Origin of the sequence: Streptomyces panacea (genome assembly GCF_040560175.1) — a bacterium.
Taxonomy (GTDB): Bacteria; Actinomycetota; Actinomycetes; order Streptomycetales; family Streptomycetaceae; genus Streptomyces; species Streptomyces panacea.
The window spans coordinates 1-24,036 of record NZ_JARJHW010000112.1 but is presented as its reverse complement, the minus strand read 5'-3'; the positions used below and the strand labels follow the sequence as shown (position 1 = coordinate 24,036).

21 protein-coding genes are annotated in these 24,036 nt (G+C 69.6%); 4 read left to right on the top strand and 17 right to left on the bottom strand.

Annotation, left to right across the window (positions count from 1 at the left end):
- The 3 genes from P3L51_RS23885 to P3L51_RS23875 all read right to left on the bottom strand — a co-directional run.
- On the bottom strand, window positions 1-921 hold a 921-nt coding region (locus P3L51_RS23885; RefSeq protein ID WP_354607325.1), incomplete at its 3' end, for an ABC transporter ATP-binding protein.
- A 130-nt stretch (window positions 922-1,051) separates the two neighbouring features.
- Window positions 1,052-2,329: a LolA family protein gene (locus P3L51_RS23880; RefSeq protein ID WP_354607324.1), complete on the bottom strand. Its 1,278-nt coding sequence runs from the start codon at window positions 2,327-2,329 to the stop codon at window positions 1,052-1,054.
- A 258-nt stretch (window positions 2,330-2,587) separates the two neighbouring features.
- A complete protein-coding gene (locus tag P3L51_RS23875) occupies window positions 2,588-3,598 on the bottom strand; it encodes a polyprenyl synthetase family protein (protein WP_354607323.1) in 1,011 nt (336 codons plus the stop codon).
- A gap of 318 nt (window positions 3,599-3,916) precedes the next feature.
- On the opposite strand from P3L51_RS23875, the gene fahA reads away from it, so the two are divergent.
- Entirely contained in the window at window positions 3,917-5,140 is a 1,224-nt protein-coding gene (fahA, locus tag P3L51_RS23870) for a fumarylacetoacetase (protein ID WP_354607322.1), read from the top strand.
- Complete coding sequence (locus P3L51_RS23865; RefSeq protein ID WP_354607321.1) at window positions 5,137-5,442, top strand: hypothetical protein; 306 nt, start codon at window positions 5,137-5,139, stop codon at window positions 5,440-5,442. Before fahA ends, P3L51_RS23865 begins: the two co-directional genes overlap by 4 nt.
- Before the next feature lie 71 nt (window positions 5,443-5,513).
- Here the strand turns inward: P3L51_RS23865 and nuoN are convergent, their stop codons facing one another.
- The 14 genes from nuoN to P3L51_RS23795 are packed head-to-tail and all read right to left on the bottom strand — an operon-like array spanning window position 5,514 to window position 21,559.
- Entirely contained in the window at window positions 5,514-7,166 is a 1,653-nt protein-coding gene (nuoN, locus tag P3L51_RS23860; protein WP_354607320.1) for an NADH-quinone oxidoreductase subunit NuoN, read from the bottom strand.
- The gene (locus tag P3L51_RS23855; protein WP_354607319.1) at window positions 7,163-8,734 is read right to left on the bottom strand and encodes an NADH-quinone oxidoreductase subunit M; all 1,572 of its coding nucleotides are present in this window, start codon (window positions 8,732-8,734) and stop codon (window positions 7,163-7,165) included. Before P3L51_RS23855 ends, nuoN begins: the two co-directional genes overlap by 4 nt.
- Window positions 8,735-8,738: 4 nt before the next feature.
- The gene (gene nuoL / locus P3L51_RS23850) at window positions 8,739-10,634 is read right to left on the bottom strand and encodes an NADH-quinone oxidoreductase subunit L (protein ID WP_354607318.1); all 1,896 of its coding nucleotides are present in this window, start codon (window positions 10,632-10,634) and stop codon (window positions 8,739-8,741) included.
- A gap of 14 nt (window positions 10,635-10,648) precedes the next feature.
- Window positions 10,649-10,948 (bottom strand): NADH-quinone oxidoreductase subunit NuoK, encoded by a 300-nt coding sequence (gene nuoK / locus P3L51_RS23845; RefSeq protein WP_069927518.1) that lies wholly within the window; start codon window positions 10,946-10,948, stop codon window positions 10,649-10,651.
- Window positions 10,945-11,778 (bottom strand): NADH-quinone oxidoreductase subunit J, encoded by an 834-nt coding sequence (locus P3L51_RS23840; protein WP_354607317.1) that lies wholly within the window; start codon window positions 11,776-11,778, stop codon window positions 10,945-10,947. The genes nuoK and P3L51_RS23840 overlap by 4 nt, the downstream gene beginning before the upstream one ends.
- A complete protein-coding gene (gene nuoI, locus P3L51_RS23835) occupies window positions 11,775-12,434 on the bottom strand; it encodes an NADH-quinone oxidoreductase subunit NuoI (RefSeq protein WP_242572722.1) in 660 nt (219 codons plus the stop codon). The genes P3L51_RS23840 and nuoI overlap by 4 nt, the downstream gene beginning before the upstream one ends.
- Entirely contained in the window at window positions 12,427-13,824 is a 1,398-nt protein-coding gene (nuoH, locus tag P3L51_RS23830) for an NADH-quinone oxidoreductase subunit NuoH (protein WP_354607316.1), read from the bottom strand. Before nuoH ends, nuoI begins: the two co-directional genes overlap by 8 nt.
- Complete coding sequence (locus tag P3L51_RS23825) at window positions 13,821-16,358, bottom strand: NADH-quinone oxidoreductase subunit G (protein WP_354607315.1); 2,538 nt, start codon at window positions 16,356-16,358, stop codon at window positions 13,821-13,823. Before P3L51_RS23825 ends, nuoH begins: the two co-directional genes overlap by 4 nt.
- Window positions 16,355-17,710, bottom strand: a complete 1,356-nt coding sequence (gene nuoF / locus P3L51_RS23820) for an NADH-quinone oxidoreductase subunit NuoF (protein ID WP_354607314.1) — start codon at window positions 17,708-17,710, stop codon at window positions 16,355-16,357. Before nuoF ends, P3L51_RS23825 begins: the two co-directional genes overlap by 4 nt.
- The gene (nuoE, locus tag P3L51_RS23815; protein ID WP_354607326.1) at window positions 17,710-18,525 is read right to left on the bottom strand and encodes an NADH-quinone oxidoreductase subunit NuoE; all 816 of its coding nucleotides are present in this window, start codon (window positions 18,523-18,525) and stop codon (window positions 17,710-17,712) included. Before nuoE ends, nuoF begins: the two co-directional genes overlap by 1 nt.
- Window positions 18,526-18,557: 32 nt before the next feature.
- On the bottom strand, window positions 18,558-19,880 hold the full coding sequence (locus P3L51_RS23810) for an NADH-quinone oxidoreductase subunit D (protein ID WP_189107724.1): 1,323 nt from the start codon (window positions 19,878-19,880) through the stop codon (window positions 18,558-18,560).
- Window positions 19,877-20,629 (bottom strand): NADH-quinone oxidoreductase subunit C, encoded by a 753-nt coding sequence (locus tag P3L51_RS23805; RefSeq protein ID WP_354607313.1) that lies wholly within the window; start codon window positions 20,627-20,629, stop codon window positions 19,877-19,879. Before P3L51_RS23805 ends, P3L51_RS23810 begins: the two co-directional genes overlap by 4 nt.
- Complete coding sequence (locus P3L51_RS23800) at window positions 20,626-21,180, bottom strand: NuoB/complex I 20 kDa subunit family protein (protein ID WP_127911059.1); 555 nt, start codon at window positions 21,178-21,180, stop codon at window positions 20,626-20,628. The genes P3L51_RS23805 and P3L51_RS23800 overlap by 4 nt, the downstream gene beginning before the upstream one ends.
- Before the next feature lie 19 nt (window positions 21,181-21,199).
- Window positions 21,200-21,559 (bottom strand): NADH-quinone oxidoreductase subunit A, encoded by a 360-nt coding sequence (locus tag P3L51_RS23795; protein ID WP_354607312.1) that lies wholly within the window; start codon window positions 21,557-21,559, stop codon window positions 21,200-21,202.
- Window positions 21,560-22,376: 817 nt separating this feature from the next.
- On the opposite strand from P3L51_RS23795, the gene P3L51_RS23790 reads away from it, so the two are divergent.
- A complete protein-coding gene (locus P3L51_RS23790; RefSeq protein ID WP_354607311.1) occupies window positions 22,377-23,192 on the top strand; it encodes a C40 family peptidase in 816 nt (271 codons plus the stop codon).
- A gap of 239 nt (window positions 23,193-23,431) precedes the next feature.
- A partial coding sequence (locus tag P3L51_RS23785; protein ID WP_354607310.1) for a glycoside hydrolase family 25 protein occupies window positions 23,432-24,036 on the top strand: 605 nt, incomplete at its 3' end.

Genomic DNA, 24,036 nt, shown 5'->3' with positions numbered 1-24,036 from the left:
CAGCGCCACGAACGCGTCCTCCAGCGACGCCCGTTCGACCCCGAAGGCCCGCACGCGCACCCCCGCCCGTACGAGCCCCGCGTTCAGGTCGGCGGGCTCGGCCGGATCGCCCTCGCCGGACACCGGCAGCTCCCCGCTCACCCGGTCCCCGGCGACCGTCACATCGGTGACCCCCAGCTCCTTCAGCACCCGTGCGGCGTCCCCCGGATCGGGCGTCGTGACCGCCAGCCGGCCCCGGGTGCCGGCCGCCAGCTCGGGGACCGTGCCCTGGGTCAGCAGCCGCCCGCGGGCCATCACGGCGGCGTGCGTGCACACCTGTTCGACCTCGTCCAGCAGGTGTGAGGAGAGGAAGACCGTCGTGCCCTCCCGCGCCAGCTCCCGCACGAGCGTCCGGATCTCGCGCATGCCCTGCGGGTCGAGGCCGTTCGTCGGTTCGTCGAGCACCAGGAGCTCGCGCGGCTGGAGCAGCGCGGCGGCGAGCGCGAGCCGCTGCTTCATACCGAGCGAGTACGCCTTCGCCTTCTTGCCGCCCGCCGCCGTGAGCCCGACGCGCTCCAGCGCCTCGCCCACCCGGGCCCGCCGGGTGCGGGGATCGGCGGTCGGGTCGGCGCAGTCGTACCGCAGGAGATTGTCGCGGCCGTTCAAGTACCCGTACGGCGCGGGGCCTTCGATCAGCGCGCCCACCTGGGGCAGCACGGCCCTGGCGGCGCGCGGCATGGCGCGGCCGAGGACCGACGCCGTGCCCGCGGTCGGTTCCATGAGGCCCATGAGCATGCGGATGGTGGTGGTCTTGCCCGAGCCGTTGGGGCCGAGGAAGCCGAAGACGCTGCCGGCCGGTACGGCGAGGTCGAGACGGTCGACCGCGAGCTGCCCGCCCCGGTAGCGCTTGGTGAGTCCGTGTGTCTCTATGACGACGGTCATCCCGCGCCCATCCCTTCTCCCGCCCCGAGGCCACCCGTGCGGGCGGCGGACAGGGGTCCGCCCCGCCGTACGGAGCGTACGACGGGGCGGGCCACTCATGCGCGCCACCGCGGTGATGCGGTACCGAGCGCTACTTCGCCTCGTTGGCCGCCTTCACCAGCGCGTCCTTGGTGACCGCGCCGACGTAGACCTTGCCGTCGTCCGTCATCAGGGCGTTCACCAGGCGGGTCTTGAAGACCGTGCCCGAACCGAACTTCCCCTCGACCTTGTCGCCCAGCGCGTTCATGAACTGCTCCGCCTGGGCCGGCATGTCCTTCGACGCGGCGGCCGGTCCCTTGCCGCCGGTGTCGAGCTGGACCACGGTGGTCCAGCCCTCGCCGATGACGTTCGGCTCCGACCCGAGGCCCTTGGCGCCCTTGAGGTCCTTGGGCGCCTTGTGGGACTGGTCCTTGCCCGCGGCCTTCGACTCGTCGGCCTCCGTCACCTTCGCGCCCTTGGGGGGCGAGAAGTCGAAGGTGGACGCGGACGGCTTCGAGAAGTCGACCTTGGTGAAACCGACGTCGATCACGGCCTTGCCACCGCTGCTCGGCAGGAGCGTGAACTTCAGCGGCGTACCGGTCTTGGAGTCGACCGCCACCTTGATGGAGCCGATCGTCGAGCCGGCCTGCTTGGGCTTGATCACCAGCTGGTAGGCGTCACGGCCCGCGATCCGCGCCGTACCGTCGACGGTCACCGAGGTGGTGTCGCCCGCGGCCTTCAGGGCCTCCTTGGCGAAGTCCTGGGGCGTGGTGGGCAGATCCTTCGGAGCCGCCTGGTCCCTGCCCCTCCCGCCCTTCTCCGAGCCCTTCGCGGCGCCGGCCGGAGCCTTGGCGTGGTACGCCTCGTTGGAGGCGCTGTCGTACGCCCACACCTCGCCGCCGTTGTGGATCAGGCTGTACTCGGCGGCGCTGTCGAGGATCGACACGCGCTGCTTGTCGGGTCCGTCGGCGGCTACGCGCAGCGTGTGCTCGCCGGTGGCCAGCTCCATCAGCCGGCCGGTCGGCTCCGCGGCCGAACCGCCTTCCTCGCCGCCGGCTCCGCCCTTCGGCGCGAGCGCTCCGGCAGCCGGACCACCGACGCCGCCGAGGCTCCCCAGCGACGGGATGCCGAGGTCCGTGGTGATCTTGACCGTGCCGGACAGCCGCTCGGTGTCGGACGCCGCGATCTTCTCGATCAGCTTCTCCGCGCTGATCTTCGGCAGGTCCGGATCGCCCGACGCGGCGAGCGCCGGGACGAGTCCGATGGTGGCCGCCGCGATTCCCGCGACCGCGACGGGGACGACATAGCGCGCCGCTCTGCGACGGCCCGCCGGAACATCCCCGGTCTCGCCGGTCTCGCCGGTGATCTGTGCGCTGTCGTTCGGTGCCATGTGTGCCCTACCTCCGTGGTCGGCGGCTTCCGTCCCTTTGCACTCGTCCACCCCTTGCCGCCATTCTCACTCGAATTGGTCCGGGGTGGTGCTCTCCATAAGACCAAATCGGCTAATCGGAAGCGTCACCCCGCAGAGGCAACCTCGCGTACTGCTCTGGGATGACAGACGCGGCCGGCGACTCCCCCATCCAGTAGGGGACGGGGGAATCCGGCCTCGGGGACGTGAACGGGCGTCAGGGGACACCAAGGGGCGTACTCAGCCCGCCCGGTGGACCACCGCGTCGCACAGCTCCAGCAGGGCGGACTTCGCGTAGCACGCAGGCAGGGGCGCCAGCGCGGCACGCGCCTCCTCGGCGTACCGGACGGTGTCCCGCCGCGCCTGCTCCAGCGCCGGGTGGGCGCGCAGCCTGCGCAGCGCCTCCGCGTGCCGGGCGTCGTCCGTCAGGTCGCCGTCCAGCAGCTCGACCAGCTCGATGTCCTCCGGAAGGCCGTGCGCCTGCGCCTGGGCGCGCAGCAGCAGCACCGGCAGCGTGGGGATGCCCTCGCGGAGGTCGGTGCCGGGGGTCTTGCCGGACTCGTGGGAGTCGCTGGCGATGTCCAGGACGTCGTCGGCGAGCTGGAAGGCGACGCCGAGCCGCTCGCCGTACTGGGTGAGGATGTCGGTGACCGCCTCGTCGGCGCCGGACGTCAGCGCGCCGAAGCGGCCAGACACGGCGAACAGCGCGCCGGTCTTGCCGGCGAGCACGTCGAGGTAGTGGCCGACCGGGTCGCGCCCGTCGCGCGGTCCGGCCGTCTCCAGGATCTGACCCGTCACCAGCCGCTCGAACGCCTCGGCCTGGATCCGTACGGCCTCGGGGCCGAGGTCCGCCAGGATGTGCGAGGCGCGCGCGAAGAGGAAGTCGCCGGTGAGGACAGCGACGGAGTTGCCCCAGCGGCTGTTGGCGCTGTCCACACCCCGGCGTACGTCCGCCTCGTCCATCACGTCGTCGTGGTAGAGCGTCGCCAGGTGGGTCAGCTCGACGACCACGGCCGCCGGGACGATCCCCGGGGCGTACGGGTCACCGAACTGGGCCGCCAGCATCACGACCAGCGGCCGGAACCGCTTGCCGCCTGCGCGCACCAGATGCTGCGCCGCTTCCGTGATGAAAGGGACCTCGCTCTTGGTGGCTTCGAGGAGACCCGCCTCCACGGCCGACAATCCGCTCAGGACATCGGCTTCAAGAGCCGGGTCCCGCACGCTCAGCCCGAACGGCCCGACGACGGTCACGAGGGGTACTCCTGTCTGCTGACGATCACATGGATTGTCGATGTGTCGCTGCTGTCATTCAAGTCAGCGTATCCGGTCGAGTTTCGATCACCATGGGCGCCTTCCCGGCTCCGCCCGTATGTTCGTGATCGGTAAATACGACCAGAACTGACCCCGTTTGTCTGTACCCCCCGCCCGTTCGGGCTACCGCCGGTACGGTCCCCCAACACCCCACCCCACTCAGGCTCTTTCGGTCATTGCGCGCTTTTCACCACTGCCGCGGCCGGGCAACACCGACGTAACGTGTCCAGCATCGATCCGGAAAGCGAGGCAGCACCGATGCCCGAGCAGAGCCCGCTCGAACTGGCCGAGGGCGATCCCTTCGGTCCGCACAACCTCCCGTACGGCGTCTTCACCACGGCCGACGAGCCCGAGCGCCGTCGGCTCGGGGTCCGTGTCGGCGGCCATGTGCTCGACGCGGGAGCCGCCGCGCACGCGCTGGGCTCCCCGTACACCGCGCTGCTGGACCGGCCCTCTCTCAACCCCCTGATGGCCGCCGGACGCACCGCCTGGCGCGATGTGCGCCGGGCGCTCACCGCCTGGGTCACGGTGCCCGCGCACCGCCCGGACATAGAGCCGCTGCTGCACCCGATCGGCTCGGTCACGATGTGTCTGCCGTACGAGGTCGCCGACTGGGTCGACTTCTACGCCAGCGAGCACCACGCCACCAACCTGGGCCGGATCTTCCGGCCCGACGGTGAGCCGCTGACACCCAACTGGAAGCACCTGCCGATCGGTTACCACGGCCGCGCGGGCACGGTCGTCGTCTCGGGGACGGACATCGTGCGCCCGTCCGGGCAGCGCAAGGGGCCCGCCGACGCCGTTCCGGTCTTCGGGGCCTCGGTCAAGCTCGACATCGAGACGGAGGTCGGTTTCGTCGTCGGCACCCCGTCGGCGATGGGCTCCGCGGTGGAGCTGGCCGCCTTCGACGACCACGTCTTCGGTCTCTCGCTGCTCAACGACTGGTCGGCGCGCGACATCCAGGGCTGGGAGAACGTGCCGCTGGGCCCGTTCCTCGGCAAGTCCTTCGCCACGTCCGTGTCGGCCTGGGTGACGCCCCTGGCGGCCCTGGACGCCGCGCGGGTGTCTCCCCCGCCCCGTACGCACCCCCTGCTGCCGTATCTGGACGACGCGGACGAGGAGGTGCCCGGCGGCTTCGACCTGCGGATCACGGTCACGCTCAACGGCCAGGTGCTCTCCGAGCCGCCCTTCGCGGGCATGTACTGGACCGCGGCGCAGCAGCTGGCCCATATGACGGTGAACGGCGCCTCGCTGCGTACGGGCGATCTGTACGGCTCCGGCACGGTCAGCGGTCCCGACCACGACCAGCGCGGCTCCCTCATCGAGCTGACCTGGAACGGCACGGAGCCGATCGAACTGGCCGACGGCAAGCGGACGTTCCTGGAGGACGGCGACGAGATCACGCTCACCGCCTGGGCCCCGGGCCCGGACGGCGTCCGCGTCGGTCTCGGCGAGGTGACCGGCCGGATCGTCGCGGGGTGAGAACGGCCCCGCGGCCGCTCACGCCGCTGCTGGTCCTGCCGCTGGTGCTGCTCATCGCCCTGCTGACGGCCCTCGTCCTCCGGGGCGTTGGGGAGGACCCCGGTTACGCGGAGGGTTACACCTTCGGCCGGGACGAGGGCCCGCGCGGCCATCTGGGCGGGGCCGACGCGTCCAACACCGGGGCCGCCCGGTCCGAGTGCGGCGAGCACGCGGGGACCGACGGCGTGGAGACGAACGCGCGCTGGATGGCCGGCTGCGTGGACGGCGCGCTCGGACTCCCGAAGGCGCCCCCGGACTCCTGAGCACACGGCCGCGAACGGCGCGGGGCCCCACCGGTGTCGGTGGGGCCCCGCGGTGCTTCCGGGTGTACGGGCTACCGCACGAAGACGCCCGCCTGGCTCGCCAGGTCCAGGAAGTACTGCGGCGCGAGGCCCAGTACCAGCGTGACCGCGACGCCCACCGCGATCGTGGTCATCGTCAGCGGCGAGGGCACGGCGACCGTGGGGCCGTCCGCCTTCGGCTCGCTGAAGAACATCAGCACGATGACGCGGATGTAGAAGAACGCGGCGATGGCCGACGAGATCACACCGACCACGACCAGCGAACCGGCCCCGCCGTCCGCCGCCGCCTTGAAGACGGCGAACTTGCCGGAGAAGCCCGAGGTCAGCGGAATGCCGGCGAAGGCGAGCAGGAAGACCGCGAAGACCGCGGCCACCAGGGGTGAACGCCGTCCCAGCCCCGCCCACTTGGACAGGTGCGTGGCCTCGCCGCCCGCGTCGCGCACCAGCGTGACGACGGCGAACGCGCCGACCGTGACGAAGGAGTACGCCGCCAGATAGAAGAGGACGGAGGAGATGCCCTCGTCCGTCATCGCGATGACACCGGCCAGGATGAAGCCCGCGTGCGCGATCGACGAGTACGCCAGGAGGCGCTTTATGTCCGTCTGCGTGATGGCGACGATCGCACCGAACAGCATGGTGACGATCGCGATACCGAACATCACCGGCCGGAAGTCCCAGCGCAGGCCCGGCAGGACGACGTAGAGCAGTCGCAGCAGCGCGCCGAACGCCGCCACCTTCGTCGCGGCGGCCATGAAGCCGGTGACCGGCGTGGGCGCGCCCTGGTAGACGTCCGGGGTCCACATGTGGAACGGCACCGCGCCGACCTTGAAGAGCAGGCCCATGAGGATCATCGCGCCGCCGATGAGCAGCAGCGCGTCGTTGCCCATGGTGTCCGCGAGGACCGGGTCGACGGTGCCGACCGTGCCGTCCACGACGGCGGCGATGCGCGCGTACGACACCGAGCCCGCGTAGCCGTACAGCAGCGCGACGCCGAAGAGCAGGAACGCGGACGAGAAGGCGCCGAGGAGGAAGTACTTCACCGCGGCCTCCTGCGACATGAGCCGCTTGCGGCGGGCCAGGGCGCAGAGGAGGTAGAGCGGGAGGGAGAAGACCTCCAGCGCGATGAAGAGCGTCAGCAGGTCGTTGGCGGCCGGAAAGACCAGCATGCCGGCCACCGCGAACAGCATGATCGGGAAGACTTCGGTGGTGGTGAACCCGGCCCGGACGGCCGCCTTCTCGCTCTCGCTGCCGGGCACCGAGGCGCCCTGGGCGGCGAACGAGTCGATGCGGGTGCCGTGGCTCTCCGGGTCGAGCCTGCGCTCGGCGAAGGTGAACACGGCGACGACCGACGTCAGGAGGATGACGCCCTGGAGGAACAGCGCGGGGCCGTCCACCGCGATCGCGCCCATGGCCGCGAGGTGCGCCTTGGTGCTGCCGTATCCGCCCGCCGCCAGGGCGACCACCGCGGCGAAGGCGGCGGCCAGGGCGACGACCGAGAGGAAGAGCTGCGCGTAGTAGCGCCCCTTCCGCGGGACGAAGGCCTCCAGGAGGATGCCCAGGACCGCGGCGCCCAGCACGATCAGTACGGGAGCCAGTTGCGCGTATTCGATCTTGGGGGCCGGGATCTTGTCGATCCCCTGGGCCGCCGTCGTTGTCCACAGGCTGTGGACAGCTGTCGCACTCACGGGGCTGCCTCCACCTCGGGCTTGGGGTCGGTCTTATGGACGTCACTCATGGTGTGCTCCACCGCCGGGTTCACGATGTCGGTCAGCGGCTTCGGGTAGACGCCCAGGAAGAGAAGGAGCGCGATCAGCGGGGTGACGACCGCCAGCTCACGGAGCTTCAGGTCCGGCATGGAACGGACCGACTCGTTCACCGGGCCCGTCATCGTGCGCTGGTAGAGGACCAGGACGTAGAGCGCGGCGAGCACGATGCCGATGGTCGCGATGATGCCGATCACCGGATATCTGCTGAATGTGCCGACCAGGACCAGGAATTCGCTCACGAACGGGGCGAGCCCCGGCAGCGAGAGGGTCGCGAGACCACCGATCAGGAAGGTGCCGGCCAGGACGGGGGCGACCTTCTGCACTCCGCCGTAGTCCGAGATGAGCCGAGAACCGCGCCGCGAGATCAGGAAGCCCGCGACCAGCAGCAGCGCGGCCGTCGAGATTCCGTGGTTGATCATGTACAGCGTCGCGCCCGACTGGCCCTGGCTGGTCATCGCGAAGATGCCCATGATGATGAAGCCGAAGTGCGAGATCGACGCGTAGGCGATGAGCCGCTTGATGTCACGCTGGCCGACCGCGAGCAGCGCCCCGTAGATGATGCTGATCAGCGCCAGCACCAGCACCACGGGGGTCGCCCACTTGGACGCCTCCGGGAAGAGCTGGAGGCAGAAGCGCAGCATCGCGAACGTGCCGACCTTGTCGACCACCGCGGTGATCAGGACCGCGACGGGCGCGGTGGCCTCGCCCATGGCGTTGGGCAGCCAGGTGTGCACCGGCCACAGCGGCGCCTTGACGGCGAAGGCGAAGAAGAAGCCCAGGAAGAGCCACCTCTCCATGCCCGTCGACATGTCCAGCGTGCCGTTGGCCCTGGCCTCGGCGATCTCGGCCAGCGAGAAGGTCCCCGCCTGCACGAACAGACCGATGACGGCGGCCAGCATGATCAGGCCGCCGGCCAGGTTGTAGAGGAGGAACTTCACGGCCGCGTACGACCGCTGGGTGGCTCCGGCCTCGTCGCCGCCCGCGTGGGCCCGGTCCCCGAAGCCGCCGATGAGGAAGTACACCGGGATGAGCATGGCTTCGAACAGGATGTAGAAGAGGAAGACGTCGGTGGCCTCGAAGGAGAGGATCACCATCGCCTCGACCATCAGGATCAGGGCGAAGAAGCCCTGCGTCGGCCGCCAGCGGGAGCTCTTCGTCTCCAGCGGGTCGGCGTCGTGCCAGCCCGCGAGGATGACGAAGGGAATCAGCAGGGCGGTGAGCGCCATGAGCGCCACACCGATGCCGTCCACGCCCAGTTCGTACCTGACCCCGAAGTCGGGGATCCAGGCGTGGGACTCCGTCAGCTGGTAGCGGTCGCCACCCGGGTCGAAGCGGACCAGCGTGATGATCGCCAGCACGAGCGTGGCGAGCGAGAAGCCCAGAGCGATCCATTTGGCCGCGGTGCGCCTGGCGGCCGGGACGGCCGCCGTGACGATCGCGCCGATCGCCGGGACGGCCGCCGTCGCCGTCAGAAGGGGGAACGACATTTGATTACACCGCCCTCATCAGCAGGGTCGCGGCGATGAGCACTGCCGTACCTCCGAACATCGAGACCGCGTAGGAGCGGGCGTAGCCGTTCTGCAGCTTGCGCAGCCGGCCGGAGAGCCCGCCGAACGACGCCGCGGTGCCGTTGACGACACCGTCGACCAGGGTGTGGTCGACGTACACGAGAGAGCGGGTGAGGTGCTCGCCGCCGCGGACCAGGACCACATGGTTGAAGTCGTCCTGGAGGAGATCGCGGCGGGCGGCGCGGGTGACCAGCGAGCCGCGCGGCGCGGTGACCGGCACCGGCTTGCGGCCGTACTGGAGATACGCGACACCGACGCCGATGAGCAGCACCACGACCGTGCAGGTGGTGACGGCCGCCGCGCTGATGGGCGGGTGGCCGTGCTCGAACTGGGTGACCGGCTCCAGCCACTTCACGAACGACTCGTTGATCGAGAAGAGACCGCCCGCGAAGACCGAGCCGAAGGCGAGGACGATCATCGGGATCGTCATCGACTTGGGCGACTCGTGCGGGTGCGGCTCGTTGCCGTCCGCGTCGGGCTGCCAGCGCTTCTCGCCGAAGAAGGTCATCAGCATCACGCGCGTCATGTAGTACGCCGTGAGGGCCGCGCCCAGCAGGGTGACGGCGCCGAGGATCCAGCCCTCGGTGCCTCCCTTGGCGAACGCCGCCTCGATGATCTTGTCCTTCGACCAGAAGCCGGAGAGACCCGGGAAGCCGATGATCGCGAGATAGCCGAGACCGAAGGTGACGAAGGTGACCGGCATGTACTTCCGCAGGCCCCCGTACTTCCGCATGTCCACTTCGTCGTTCATGCCGTGCATGACCGAGCCGGCGCCGAGGAACAGCCCCGCCTTGAAGAAGCCGTGCGTCACCAGGTGCATGATCGCGAAGACGTAGCCGATGGGGCCGAGGCCCGCGGCCAGGATCATGTAGCCGATCTGGGACATCGTCGAGCCCGCGAGGGCCTTCTTGATGTCGTCCTTCGCGCAACCGACGATCGCACCGAAGAGGAGCGTGACCGCTCCGACGATCACGACCACCAGCTGGGCGTCCGGCGAGGCGTTGAAGATCGCGCCGGAGCGGGTGATCAGATACACGCCCGCCGTCACCATCGTCGCCGCGTGGATCAGGGCCGAGACCGGGGTCGGGCCCTCCATCGCGTCGCCGAGCCAGGACTGGAGCGGCACCTGCGCGGACTTGCCGCACGCGGCGAGCAGGAGCATCAGGCCGATGCCCGTGATCGTGCCGCCGCTCGCCTCACCGGTGGACTCCAGGACGGGCCCGAAGGCGAACGTGCCGAAGGTGGTGAACATCAGCATGATCGCGATCGACAGACCCATGTCGCCGACGCGGTTGACCAGGAACGCCTTCTTGGCGGCCGTGGCCGCGCTGGGCTTGTGCTGCCAGAAGCCGATGAGCAGGTACGACGCGAGGCCGACACCCTCCCAGCCGAAGTACAGCAGCAGGTAGTTGTCCGCGAGGACCAGCAGCAGCATCGCGGCGAGGAACAGGTTCAGATAGCCGAAGAAGCGGCGGCGCCGCTCGTCGTGCTCCATGTACCCGATGGAGTAGATGTGGATCAGGGTGCCGACACCGGTGATCAGCAGCACGAACGTCATGGACAGCTGGTCGAGCTGGAAGGCGATGTCCGCCTGGAAGCTCTCGACGGGAACCCAGCTGAACAGGTGCTGGTGCAGGGCGCGTTCCTCGCCGCCCTTGCCCAGCATGTCCGCGAACAGCACCACGCCGATCACGAAGGAGGCAGCCGCCAGCAGCGTGCCGAGGATGTGGCCCACCCGGTCGAAACGCCGCCCGCCGCACAGCAGGAGACCTGCTCCGAGCAGGGGCGCCGCGATGAGCAGCGCAATCAGATTCTCCACGATTCAGCGACCCCTCAGAGCTTCATCAGGCTGGCGTCGTCGACCGAGGCCGAGTGGCGCGAACGGAACAGCGACACGATGATCGCGAGCCCGACGACGACTTCCGCCGCTGCCACGACCATCGTGAAGAAGGCGATGATCTGGCCGTCCAGATTGCCGTGCATCCGGGAGAAGGCGACGAATGCGAGGTTGCACGCGTTGAGCATCAGCTCGACACACATGAAGACGACGATCGCATTGCGCCGGATCAGCACTCCGGCCGCACCGATGGTGAACAACAGGGCGGCGAGATAGAGGTAGTTGACCGGATTCATTTGGTGACGCCCTCCTCGCGGTCCTCGCGGTCCCGGCGCTCGTCGCGGCCGAGGCGCTCCGTCGACCGCTGTTCCAGCGCCTTCAGGTCGGCGATGGCCTCACCGGAGACGTCCCGGATCTGGCCGCGGTCCTTCAGCGTCTTGCTGACCGTCAGCTCCGAGGTGGTGCCGTCGGGCAGCAGACCGGCGATGTCCACCGCGTTGTGCCTGGCGTAGACGCCGGGCGCGGGCAGCGGCGGCAGGTGCTTGCCGCGGATGCGCTGCTCGGACATCTCCCGCTGGGTCAGGGCCCGTTCGGTGCGCTCGCGGTGCGTGAGCACCATCGCGCCGATCGAGGCCGTGATCAGCAGGGCGCCGGTGATCTCGAAGGCGAACACGTACTTGGTGAAGATCAGGGCGGCCAGGCCCTCGACGTTGCCTCCGGCGTTGGCGACGCCGAGACCGGCGAAGGTCGTCAGCGACGCGTTGCCGATGCCGGCGATCAGCAGGACGCCGAAGCCGAGCCCGCAGGCGGCGGCCCACCAGCGCTGGCCCTTGATCGTCTCCGTGAGCGAGTCGGCGGCGGTGACGCCGACGAGCATGACCACGAAGAGGAACAGCATCATGATCGCGCCGGTGTAGACCACGATCTGCACGATGCCCAGGAAGTACGCCCCGTTGGCCAGGTAGAAGACCGCCAGGATGATCATGGTCCCGGCGAGACAGAGCGCGCTGTGCACGGCCCGCCTCATCAGGATCGTGCAGAGCGCGCCGATCACGGCGACGGTGCCGAGAATCCAGAACTGGACGGCCTCGCCGGTCGAGGTGAGGGAAGCGGCGAGCGTGTTCATCCGCCGATCACCTTCTTCGAAGCCGGTTCGTCCTCGCCGAAGTCGGAGGCGCCTTCCTGCGGGCGCTCGCCCTTGGTGAAGGCGACCTGCCGGACCGTGCCGGGAGCGGCTTCGGTCACCAGGCCCCGGTAGTAGTCCTGTTCGTCCGTGCCGGGGAAGATCGAGTGCGGCGACTCGACCATGCCCTCCTCCAGACCGGCGAGCAGCTGCTCCTTGGTGTAGATGAGGCTCTCGCGCGAACTGTCCGCCAGCTCGAACTCGTTCGTCATCGTGAGCGCCCGCGTGGGGCACGCCTCGATGCACAGTCCGCAGAGGATGCAGCGCGCGTAGTTGATCTGGTAGACGCGGCCGTAACGCTCGCCCGGGGAGTAGCGCTCCTCCTCGGTGTTGTCCGCGCCCTCCACGTAGATCGCGTCCGCCGGGCAGGCCCAGGCGCACAGCTCGCAGCCGATGCACTTCTCCAGGCCGTCCGGATGACGGTTCAGCTGATGGCGGCCGTGGAAGCGCGGCGCCGTCACCTTCTCCGTCTCCGGATACTGCTCGGTCAGCCGCTTCTTGAACATGGCCTTGAAGGTCACGCCGAAGCCGGCGACCGGATTCAGCCGGCGCGCGCCGGGGTCGTCCCCCTTCGAACCTTTGGAAGCGTTGTCAGGCACCGTCAGCCTCCTTTCCGTCACTCGCGTCACTCTCAGTATTGACTCCGCCACTGACAACCAGTTCGCGCTCACCGCGTGAGCGCCGGCGCGGCACGGGCGGCAGGGTCTGCCCCGGCAGCGGAGGCACCGGGAATCCGCCGGCCATCGGGTCGAACGGGGGCGGTGGTGGTTCGGCCGCGGCCGCGGCCTTCTCCTTCTTGTCCCGGAAGATGTCGGCGACGAAGGAGAGCAGCAGGATCGCGATGACGGCCCCGGCGACGTACAGGACGATGTCCTGGAAGTCGTAGTTCTCGTTCCGCAGGGCACGCACGGTCGCCACCAGCATCAGCCAGACGACCGAGACCGGGATCAGGACCTTCCAGCCGAGCTTCATCAACTGGTCGTAGCGCACGCGCGGCAGCGTGCCGCGCAGCCAGATGAAGAAGAACAGCAGCAGCTGGACCTTGACGATGAACCAGAGCATCGGCCACCAGCCGTGGTTCGCACCCTCCCAGAACGTGGAGATCGGGTACGGGGCCCGCCAGCCGCCCAGGAAGAGCGTGGTGGCCACGGCGGAGACGGTGACCATGTTGACGTACTCGGCCAGCATGAACAGCGCGAACTTGATCGAGGAGTACTCGGTGTTGAAGCCGCCGACCAGGTCGCCCTCGGACTCGGGCATGTCGAACGGCGCGCGGTTGGTCTCGCCGACCATCGTCACGATGTAGATGATGAAGGAGACCGGCAGCAGGATGATGTACCACCGGTCGGCCTGCGCCTCGACGATCGCCGAGGTCGACATCGACCCGGAGTAGAGGAACACCGAGGCGAAGGCGGCGCCCATGGCGATCTCGTAGGAGATCATCTGCGCGCACGAGCGCAAGCCACCGAGCAGCGGGTACGTCGATCCGGACGACCAGCCGGCGAGGACGATGCCGTAGATGCCGACCGAGGCGACCGCGAGGATGTAGAGCATCGCGATCGGCAGGTCGGTCAGCTGCATCGTCGTGCGGTGGCCGAAGATCGAGACCTCGTTGCCCGCGGGGCCGAAGGGGATCACGGCGATCGCCATGAAGGCGGGCACCGCCGCGATGATCGGCGCCAGGATGTAGACGACCTTGTCGGCCCGCTTGACGACGACGTCTTCCTTCAGCATCAGCTTGATGCCGTCGGCGAGCGACTGGAGCATGCCCCAGGGGCCGTGCCGGTTGGGCCCGATGCGCAGCTGCATCCAGGCGACGACCTTGCGCTCCCAGACGATGGCGACCAGCACGGTCACCATCAGGAACGCGAAGCAGAAGACGGCCTTGAAGGCCACCAGCCACCACGGGTCGGTGCCGAACATCGAGAGGTCCTCGGCGGCGAGGACGCTCTGCGCGGGAGCCGCGCCGAGTTGGGCGAGGGCGGTCATGCGCGCACCTCCGGTGCGTCGGACTCCGGGGCACCGGACAGCGGCGCGCCGGCCGGGGCCTGCGCGTCGGCGGGGCCGATCCGGACCAGCGTGCCCGGCCGGGAGCCGGTGTCCGCGAGGACGCCGCCGCCGGTCGAGTTCAGCGGCAGCCAGACGACCTTGTCGGGCATCTCCGTGACGCTGAGCGGCAGTTCGACCGTGCCGGCGGGCCCGGTGACGGCCAGAACGTCGCCGTCCTCGACCCCCGTCTCGGCCGCCGTGGTGGCGGAGAGCCGGGCGACGGCCGCGTGGCGGGTGCCCGCCAGGGCCTCGTCGCCGTCCTGGAGCCGGCCCTGGTCGAGCAGCAGCCGGTGACCGGCGAGGACCGCCTCGCCGGTGCCCGGTCGGGGCAGCGGACGCGAGGACTCGACGGGCGGTTCGGCGCGCGGGCCGTCCCAGTTGCCGAGCCGGTCCAGTTCGGTGCGTGCGGCCCTCAGGTCGGGCAGCGCCAGGGGTACGTCCATGGCGTCGGCGAGCATGTGCAGCACCCGCGCGTCGTCCGTGGCCAGCCGGCGGGTCATCTGGTCGGGCTTGAGCGCCGCGTCGAACATGCGCGCCCTGCCTTCCCAGTTGAGGAAGGTGCCGGCCTTCTCGGCGACGGCCGCGACCGGGAAGACGACGTCGGCGTGGTCGGTGACCTCGCTGGGACGCAGCTCCAGCGACACCAGGAACCCGACGGCCGCGAGCGCCTCACGCGCGCGGGCCGGGTCCGGCAGGTCGGCGACCTCGACGCCCGCGACGAGGAGCGCGCCGAGTTCGCCGGTCGCGGCGGCCTCGACGATCTGGCCGGTGTCCCGGCCGTGGCGGTGCGGCAGTTCGCGTACCCGCCAGATCTCCGCGGTCTCCTCACGGGCCCGCGGGTCCGTGGCGGGACGGCCGCCGGGCAGCAGTGTCGGCAGCGCGCCGGCCTCGACCGCGCCGCGCTCACCGGCCCTGCGCGGGACCCAGACGAGCCGGGCGCCGGTCGCGGTGGCGGCCCTGGCGGCGGCGGTGAGCCCGCCGGGAACGGCGGCGAGCCGTTCGCCGACGACGATCACCGCGCCGCTCTCACGCAGGGCGTCGGCGGCGCGGGTACCCGCGCCTTCGAGGCCGGTCCGCGAGGCGAGCGCGTCGAGCCATTCGGTCTCGGTGCCGGGCGCGGCGGGCAGCAGCGTGCCGCCCGACTTGGTCAGACCGGGGGTGGCGTGCGTGGCGAGGGAGAAGGCGCGCTGCCCGTGCTTGCGGTGGGCCTTGCGCATCCTCAGGAAGACGCCGGGCGCCTCCTCCTCGGACTCGAACCCGACGAGCAGGACGGCCGGGGCCTTCTCCAGCGTCGTGTTGGTGACGCCCGTGCCGTCCAGGTCGAGACCGTGGCCCGCGACATGGGCGGCGAGGAACTCGGCCTCCTCGGCGCTGTGCACGCGCGCGCGGAAGTCGATGTCGTTGGTGTCGAGCGCGACGCGGGTGAACTTGGCGTACGCGTAGGAGTCCTCGACCGTCAGCCGGCCGCCGGTCAGGACGGCGGCCCGGCCGCGCGCGGCGGCGAGACCGTTCGCGGCGGCCTCAAGTGCCTCCGGCCAGCTCGCCGGTGCCAGCTCGCCGTCCGCGCCCCGGACCAGAGGCGTGGTGAGCCGGTCCGGCCGCTGCGCGTAGCGGAAGCCGAACCGCCCCTTGTCGCAGATCCACTCCTCGTTGACCTCGGGGTCGTCGGCGGCCATGCGCCGCATGACCTTGCCGCGCCGGTGGTCGGTGCGGGTGGCGCAGCCGCCCGCGCAGTGCTCGCAGACACTCGGCGATGAGACCAGGTCGAACGGGCGGGAGCGGAAGCGGTACGCCGCCGAGGTCAGCGCGCCGACCGGGCAGATCTGGATGGTGTTGCCGGAGAAGTACGACTCGAAGGGGTCGCCCACGCCGATGCCGACCTGCTGGAGCGCGCCGCGCTCCAGGAACTCGATCACCGGGTCGCCCGCGACCTGGTTGGAGAAGCGGGTGCAGCGCGCGCAGAGCACGCACCGCTCACGGTCGAGCAGCACCTGGGTGGAGATCGGTACGGGCTTCTCGAAGGTCCGCTTCTTGCCCTCGAACCGGGTGTCGCTCTGGCCGGTGCTCATCGCCTGGTTCTGCAGCGGGCACTCACCGCCCTTGTCGCAGACCGGGCAGTCCAGCGGGTGGTTGATGAGCAGCAGCTCCATCACACCGCGCTGGGCCTTCTCGGCGACCGGCGAGGTGATCTGCGACTTGACGACCATGCCGTCGGTGCAGGTGATGGTGCAGGAGGCCATCGGCTTGCGCTGGCCCTCGACCTCGACGATGCACTGCCGGCAGGCGCCGGCCGGGTCGAGGAGCGGGTGGTCGCAGAAGCGCGGGATCTCGATGCCGAGGAGTTCGGCCGCGCGGATCACCAGGGTCCCCTTGGGGACCGAGATCTCGATGCCGTCGATCGTCAGCGAGACGAGATCTTCGGGCGGGACCGCCGCCTCGCCGCCGCCTGTGGGGGCGGAGGTGGTGACTGTCATGCGTTCACCTCCAGGTGCGCGTGCTGGTCGGCCCACAGGGTGGACTTCGCCGGGTCGAAGGGGCAGCCCTTGCCGGTGATGTGCTGCTCGTACTCCTCGCGGAAGAACTTGAGCGAGGAGAAGATCGGCGCGGCGGCGCCGTCGCCGAGGGCGCAGAACGACTTGCCGTTGATGTTGTCGGCGATGTCGTTGAGCTTGTCGAGGTCCGAGGGCACGCCCTTGCCGGCTTCGATGTCGCGCAGCAACTGGACCAGCCAGTAGGTGCCTTCACGGCACGGGGTGCACTTGCCGCAGGACTCGTGGGCGTAGAACTCGGTCCAGCGGGTGACGGCGCGCACCACGCAGGTGGTCTCGTCGAAGCACTGGAGCGCCTTGGTGCCGAGCATGGATCCGGCGGCGCCGACGCCCTCGTAGTCGAGCGGCACGTCCAGGTGCTCGTCGGTGAACATCGGCGTGGAGGAGCCGCCCGGCGTCCAGAACTTGAGCCGGTGGCCCTTGCGGATGCCGCCGCCCATGTCGAGCAGTTGGCGCAGCGTGATGCCGAGCGGGGCCTCGTACTGGCCGGGGCTGGTGACATGGCCGCTGAGCGAGTAGAGCGTGAAGCCCGCGGACTTCTCGCTGCCCATCGATTTGAACCAGTCCTTGCCGCGGTTGAGGATCGCGGGAACCGAGGCGATGGACTCGACGTTGTTCACGACAGTGGGGCACGCGTAGAGACCCGCGACCGCCGGGAACGGCGGGCGGAGGCGGGGCTGTCCGCGCCGTCCCTCCAGCGAGTCCAGCAGCGCGGTCTCCTCGCCGCAGATGTACGCGCCGGCCCCCGCGTGCACGGTGATGTCGAGGTCGATCCCGCTGCCGAGGATGTCCTTGCCGAGGTAGCCCGCCTCGTAGGCCTCACGTACGGCCTCGTGCAGCCTGCGCAGCACGGGCACGACCTCGCCGCGCAGATAGATGAACGCGTGCTGCGAGCGGATCGCGTAGCAGGCGATGATCATTCCCTCGATGAGGGAGTGCGGGTTGGCGAAGAGAAGGGGGATGTCCTTGCAGGTGCCGGGCTCCGACTCGTCGGCGTTGACGACGAGATAGTGCGGTTTGCCGTCGCCCTGCGGAATGAACTGCCACTTCATACCGGTGGGGAAGCCCGCGCCGCCCCTGCCGCGCAGACCGGAGTCCTTCACGTACGCGATGAGGTCGTCGGGCGTCATGGCGAGCGCCTTGCGCAGCCCCTCGTACCCGTCGTGCCGCCGGTAGGTGTCCAGCGTCCACGCGTCGGGCTCGTCCCAGAACGCGGACAGGACCGGAGAGAGGAGCTTCTCCGGGCCGGTGTCGCTCATCTCGGGTGCTGTGGTCATCACTTCCCCTCCTCGGCTACCGGGCCCGTGGGGTTCGCGGGGTCGGACGCCGCGGTCCGCTGCGGCGCGTCGTGCGAGCTCAGGTGCTCGGAACCGGGCTGGGGCGGCGCGTCCCGCGGAACCGCGTCGCGCGGGGCCGGCGTACGCGCCGGGACGGCCTCGCCCTTGGCGAGCTTGAGGCCGATCAGCGAGGCGGGGCCCGCGCCACCGGTGGCGGCGACGGCGCCGGGGCGCTCGTCGGGGAAACCGGCGAGGATCCGCGCGGTCTCCTTGTACGTGCACAGGGGCGCGCCGCGTGTCGGGGTGACCTGCTCGCCGGCCATGAGGTCGTCCACGAGCCGCTTCGCCGACTCGACGGTCTGGTTGTCGAAGAACTCCCAGTTGACCATCACCACGGGGGCGAAGTCGCAGGCCGCGTTGCACTCGATGTGCTCCAGCGTGACCTTGCCGTCCTCGGTGGTCTCGTTGTTGCCGACGCCCAGGTGCTGCTTCAGCTCGTCGAAGATGGCGTCGCCGCCCATCACCGCGCACAGCGTGTTGGTGCAGACGCCGACCTGGTAGTCGCCGGACGGCTTGCGCCGGTACATCGAGTAGAAGGTGGAGACCGCGGTCACCTCGGCGGTGGTCAGCCCCAGCATCTCGGCGCAGAACCGGACACCGGTACGGGTGACGTACCCCTCCTCGGACTGGGTGAGGTGCAGCAGCGGCAGCAGGGCCGAGCGGCTGTCGGGGTAGCGGGCGATCACCTCCTTCGCGTCCGTCTCCAGCCGGGCGCGTACATCGGCCGGGTAGTCGGGGGCGGGGAGTTGGGGCATTCCGAGGCTGACCTCGGAACTCGGTGTGGTGGTCACCGGTCGACGCCTCCCATCACGGGGTCGATGGACGCGACGGCGACGATGACGTCGGCGACCTGGCCGCCCTCACACATGGCCGCCATGGACTGGAGATTGGTGAACGACGGGTCGCGGAAGTGGACCCGGTAGGGGCGCGTGCCCCCGTCGGAGACGACGTGCACGCCGAGTTCGCCCTTGGGCGACTCGACGGCGGCGTACGCCTGGCCGGGCGGGACCCGGAAGCCCTCCGTCACCAGCTTGAAGTGATGGATCAGAGCCTCCATGGACGTGCCCATGATGTTCTTGATGTGGTCGAGCGAGTTGCCGAGTCCGTCCGGGCCGAGCGCGAGCTGCGCGGGCCAGGCGATCTTCTTGTCGCCGACCATGACCGGGCCCGGCTCCAGGCGGTCCAGACACTGTTCGACGATCCGCAGCGACTGGCGCATCTCTTCCAGCCGGATGAGGAAGCGGCCGTAGGCGTCGCAGGTCTCGGCGGTCGGGATGTCGAAGTCGTACGTCTCGTAACCGCAGTACGGGTCGGTCTTGCGCAGGTCGTGCGGCAGACCGGCCGAGCGCAGGATCGGTCCCGTGGCGCCGAGCGCCATGCAGCCGGCCAGGTCGAGATAGCCGACGTCCTGCATACGGGCCTTGAAGATCGGGTTGCCGGTGGCGAGCGCGTCGTACTCCGGCAGGTTCTTGCGCAGGGTCTTCAGCAGTTCGCGCAGATGGTCGACGGCGCCCGGGGGAAGGTCCTGGGCGAGGCCGCCGGGCCGGATGTACGCGTGGTTCATCCGCAGGCCGGTGATCAACTCGTAGGCATCGAGAATCAGTTCACGATCGCGGAAGCCGTAGATCATGATCGTGGTCGCGCCGAGTTCCATACCGCCGGTGGCGATGCAGACCAGGTGCGACGAGAGCCGGTTCAGCTCCATCAGCAGGACGCGGATGATGTTCGCCCGGTCCGGGATGTCGTCCTCGATGCCCAGCAGCGTCTCCACGGCCCGGCAGTACGCCGTCTCGTTGAAGAACGACGTCAGGTAGTCCATGCGCGTGACGAAGGTGGTGCCCTGCGTCCAGTTGCGGAATTCGAGGTTCTTCTCGATACCGGTGTGCAGATAGCCGATGCCGCAGCGGGCCTCGGTGACGGTCTCGCCCTCGATCTCCAGGATCAGGCGGAGCACACCGTGCGTCGACGGGTGCTGGGGACCCATGTTGACGATGATGCGCTCGTCGTCCGACTTGGCCGCGGTCTCGACGACCTCGTCCCAGTCACCACCGGTGACGGTGTAGACGGTGCCCTCGGTGGTGGCACGGGGAGTGGCATGGGGGGTGGTCATGAGTACGACCTCCGCTGGTCCGGAGACGGGATCTGGGCGCCCTTGTACTCGACGGCGATGCCGCCGAGGGGATAGTCCTTGCGCTGCGGGAAGCCCTGCCAGTCGTCCGGCATCATGATCCGGGTGAGGGCGGGGTGGCCGTCGAAGATCAGGCCGAAGAAGTCGTACGTCTCGCGCTCGTGCCAGTCGTTGGTCGGATAGATCTCGACCAGGGACGGCACGTGCGGGTCGCTGTCCGGTGCGGACACCTCAAGGCGGATCAGCCGGCCGTGCGTCAGTGAGCGCAGGTGGTAGACGGCGTGCAGCTCGCGGCCCTTGTCGCCCAGGAAGTGGACGCCGGACACACCCGTACAGAGCTCGAAGCGGAGCGCCGGGTCGTCGCGCAGGGTCCTGGCCACCTGGACCAGGTGCTCGCGGGCGATGTGGAAGGTCAGCTCGTTCCGGTCGACGACCGTCTTCTCGATGGCGTGGGAGGGGAGCAGTCCCTGCTCCTCCAGCGCGCCTTCGAGTTCGTCGGCGATCTCGTCGAAGACACCGTCGCGGCCGCCGTACGGGCGGCTGGACGCGCCCGGCAGGCTCACGGTCCTGACGAGACCGCCGTAACCGCTGGTGTCGCCGCCGCCGGTGTCGGTGCCGAACATGCCCTTGCGTACGCCGATGACCTCGGCGGCCTGGTCACGCGCGGACGGAACACTCGCGCCGGGCTTCTCGTCTTCCGGGGAATCTCCGGAACGCCGCTCGTCGCTCACCGCAGCAGCCCCTTCATCTCGATCGTCGGGAGCGCCTTGAGCGCCGCCTCCTCCGCCTCGCGGGCGGCCTCCTCCGCGTTGACCCCGAGCTTTCCGCCCTGGATCTTCTGGTGGAGCTTGAGGATGGCGTCCATCAGCATTTCCGGACGCGGCGGGCAGCCCGGCAGGTAGATGTCGACAGGGACGACGTGGTCGACGCCCTGGACGATCGCGTAGTTGTTGAACATCCCGCCGGACGACGCGCAAACCCCCATGGAGATGACCCACTTGGGATTCGGCATCTGGTCGTAGACCTGCCTCAGGACGGGCGCCATCTTCTGGCTCACCCGTCCTGCCACGATCATCAGGTCGGCCTGGCGCGGCGAACCGCGGAAGACCTCCATGCCGAACCGGGCCAGGTCGTACCGGCCGGCGCCCGTCGTCATCATCTCGATGGCGCAGCAGGCGAGGCCGAAGGTCGCCGGGAAGACGGACGACTTCCGCACCCAGCCCGCGGCCTGCTCGACCGTGGTCAGCAGAAATCCGCTCGGCAGCTTCTCTTCGAGTCCCATTGGTTGCCCCTCCGCGCCTTTAGTCCCATTCCAGACCGCCGCGCCGCCACACATACGCGTAGGCGACGAAGACGGTGAGCACGAAGAGCAGCATCTCCACGAGCCCGAAAAGCCCCAGCGCGTCGAAGGTGACGGCCCAGGGGTAAAGGAAGACGACCTCGATGTCGAAAATGATGAAGAGCATCGCCGTCAGGTAGTACTTGATGGGAAAGCGGCCACCTCCGGCCGGCGTCGGAGTGGGCTCGATGCCGCACTCGTACGCTTCGAGTTTTGCCCGGTTGTACCTTTTCGGGCCGATAAGCGTGGCCGATACCACGGAGAAGATCGCAAACGCGGCACCGAGAGCGCCGAGCACGAGGATTGGCGCGTAGGCATTCACGCTCCTCGCTCCTTCCAGTCGTCCCTGACCGTTGGTCCCCAACCGAGCTTCTGTCTCGCCACCTCGCGAAGATCACGCGTATGTGAGGCAGTTCACAAGCCGGACTGCCCCGCATCCTATGCCTCCCGGTCTGTGATCTGCGACACGGGGTGGGACAACGAGTTTGTGATCTCCACCACCTGACGATCGATCATGTGTCGGAGAGCCGGTGGATCTTCGAACGGGCAGCGTTCATCCGGTCACTTGAGGTAACAATGCGGAGAGTCACCGCTGGTCGGAGGCGTGCGGCCCTATCAAGGCAATGCGGAGAGCAGCAAATTGGAGATGGACGCGGGTGAGTGATAGACGCGCGCCCCACCCGCCCGGGGGAGGTCATGGGACAGGGATGGACGGGGGCGGGAACGGTCGTCGAAACGACCGCCGGAACGACGGCCGGACCGACCGCCGAAACGCACGCCGGGAAGGAGTGCCGGGAACGAGGTCGGGCAGACGCGGACGGGAACGGACGAACACGGATCACGTGCACGCGTTCACGAGCGCCCGGGAGTCGAGGCGTTCACCATTCTGTGACCTGCGCCACTCCGCCCAACCGTCCGAAAAGTGGGGCTTGGCCATGAGAGCGAACGGATGGTAGGTGGCGGGCAATCCGGGCGATTCACCGAAACCCTATGATCACAGCCATGATCACGAGTGCCCGTTATGCCCGTTACGGCGTCAATAAAGGTCGACGGTAAGCGGATTGACCTATTCCGAACGTAACTGTGGCGCAACACACGTTTCTTGAAGGGAACCCGAAAGCCCTGATAGCGATTGCCTCATGTCCCACACCGCTCACATACCCAGCCACCGGAAGCCCCGCCGAGGCGCGTCGAAAACCGCGATCCGGTCCGGAGTTGCCGGTGGCGTCCTCAGCACCATCGCGCTGGCTGGTGCCGCCGCTCCGGCCAACGCCGAGCCGGTGACCGAGACCATCGAGATGCCCACGCTCACCTCCGGCCTCGCCGGCAGCGTGGCGCAGTCCGCCGCCGCCACGCAGCAGGTCGCGGCCGACCTCCAGCTGCGGGCGCAGCAGGACGCCGCGGCGACCCACGCCGCGAAGGTCGCCAAGAAGGCCAAGGCCGAGGCCGAGCGCAAGGCCGAGGCGAAGGAGAAGGCCGCGAAGGCCGCCCGCGCCAAGGCCGCCGAGGAGCGCGCCTCGCGCTCCGAGGAGCGCACGACGCTCACCGCCTCCTCCGGCGGCTCCTCCACCCCGGCCTCGTACGGCACCACACAGGCCTCCGGCTCCGCCGCCGCCGTCCTGGCCTTCGCGCGCGCCCAGATCGGCGACGCGTACGTCCTCGGCTCCACCGGCCCGAACTCGTGGGACTGCTCCAGCCTCGTCCAGGCCGCGTACCGCCAGGCCGGTGTCGACCTGCCGCGCACCTCGCAGCCGCAGTCGACGGCCGGCACCCAGGTCTCCCTGGACAACCTCCAGCCCGGCGACATCCTCTACTGGGGCGGCGCGGGCAGCGCGTACCACGTGGGGATCTACTCCGGCGGCGGCAAGTTCATCGGCGCGCAGAACTCCGGTACGGGCGTCGTCGAGAAGACGCTGGACTGGGACCCGCCGAGCGGCGCGGTCCGTCTCCTCTGACCCACCGGCGCCACCGCACGACCCGGCACCACCTTCAGGACCGAAGGGCCGCCACTCCCCCGCCCCGGGGAGCGGCGGCCCTTCGCCGTGCCGTCCCGGAGTGCCCCGGCGCACTCCAACGGGCTTTCCGGGCAGGCGTGTTCGAGAGTGACCCGACGCCATCGGGGGCATCGGACCGACAGGGGAACCGACAGGGAACCTCTCCCCCACACCCACGCACCGCGCAGGAGGCACCACCGATGACCGTCAAGGGCGTCGACGTTTCGTCGTACCAGAGTTCGTCGTTCTCCACGAAGGGCCTTCAGTTCGCCGTCGTCAAAGCCACCGAAGGCACCTCGTACCTCAACCCCCGCATGAAGGCCCAGGCGTCGCACGCGCGGGAGGCCGGGCTCGTCGTCGGCTTCTACCACTTCCTGCGGCCCGGCAGCGTGACGGCGCAGGCGAAGTACTTCGTCGAGCAGGCCGCCGAGCAGGCGGGCGACCCGCTCTTCGCCGACTGGGAGGACGCGGACGTCTCGTGCGCGTCGAAGGACGCCTTCCTGGCGGAGGTCCAGCGGCTCAGGGGCGCCGACCACCGCGTCGGGCTGTACTGCAACCGGGACTTCTGGCTGAACCGCGACACCACGAGCGAGGCGGGCGACGCCCTGTGGATCGCGGACTACGTGACGGCGGGCAAGCCCCGTATCCGGGCCGCGTGGAAGTTCCACCAGTACACGGACACGCCGCTCGACACGAATGTCGGCAGGTTCGCCGACGCCGCCGCCCTGCGGAAGTGGGCCGACGGCGCCGGGGGCAAGAGCCTCGCGGCGCTCGCCGACGAGGGTTTCCAGGTCGGCGGCGCCGA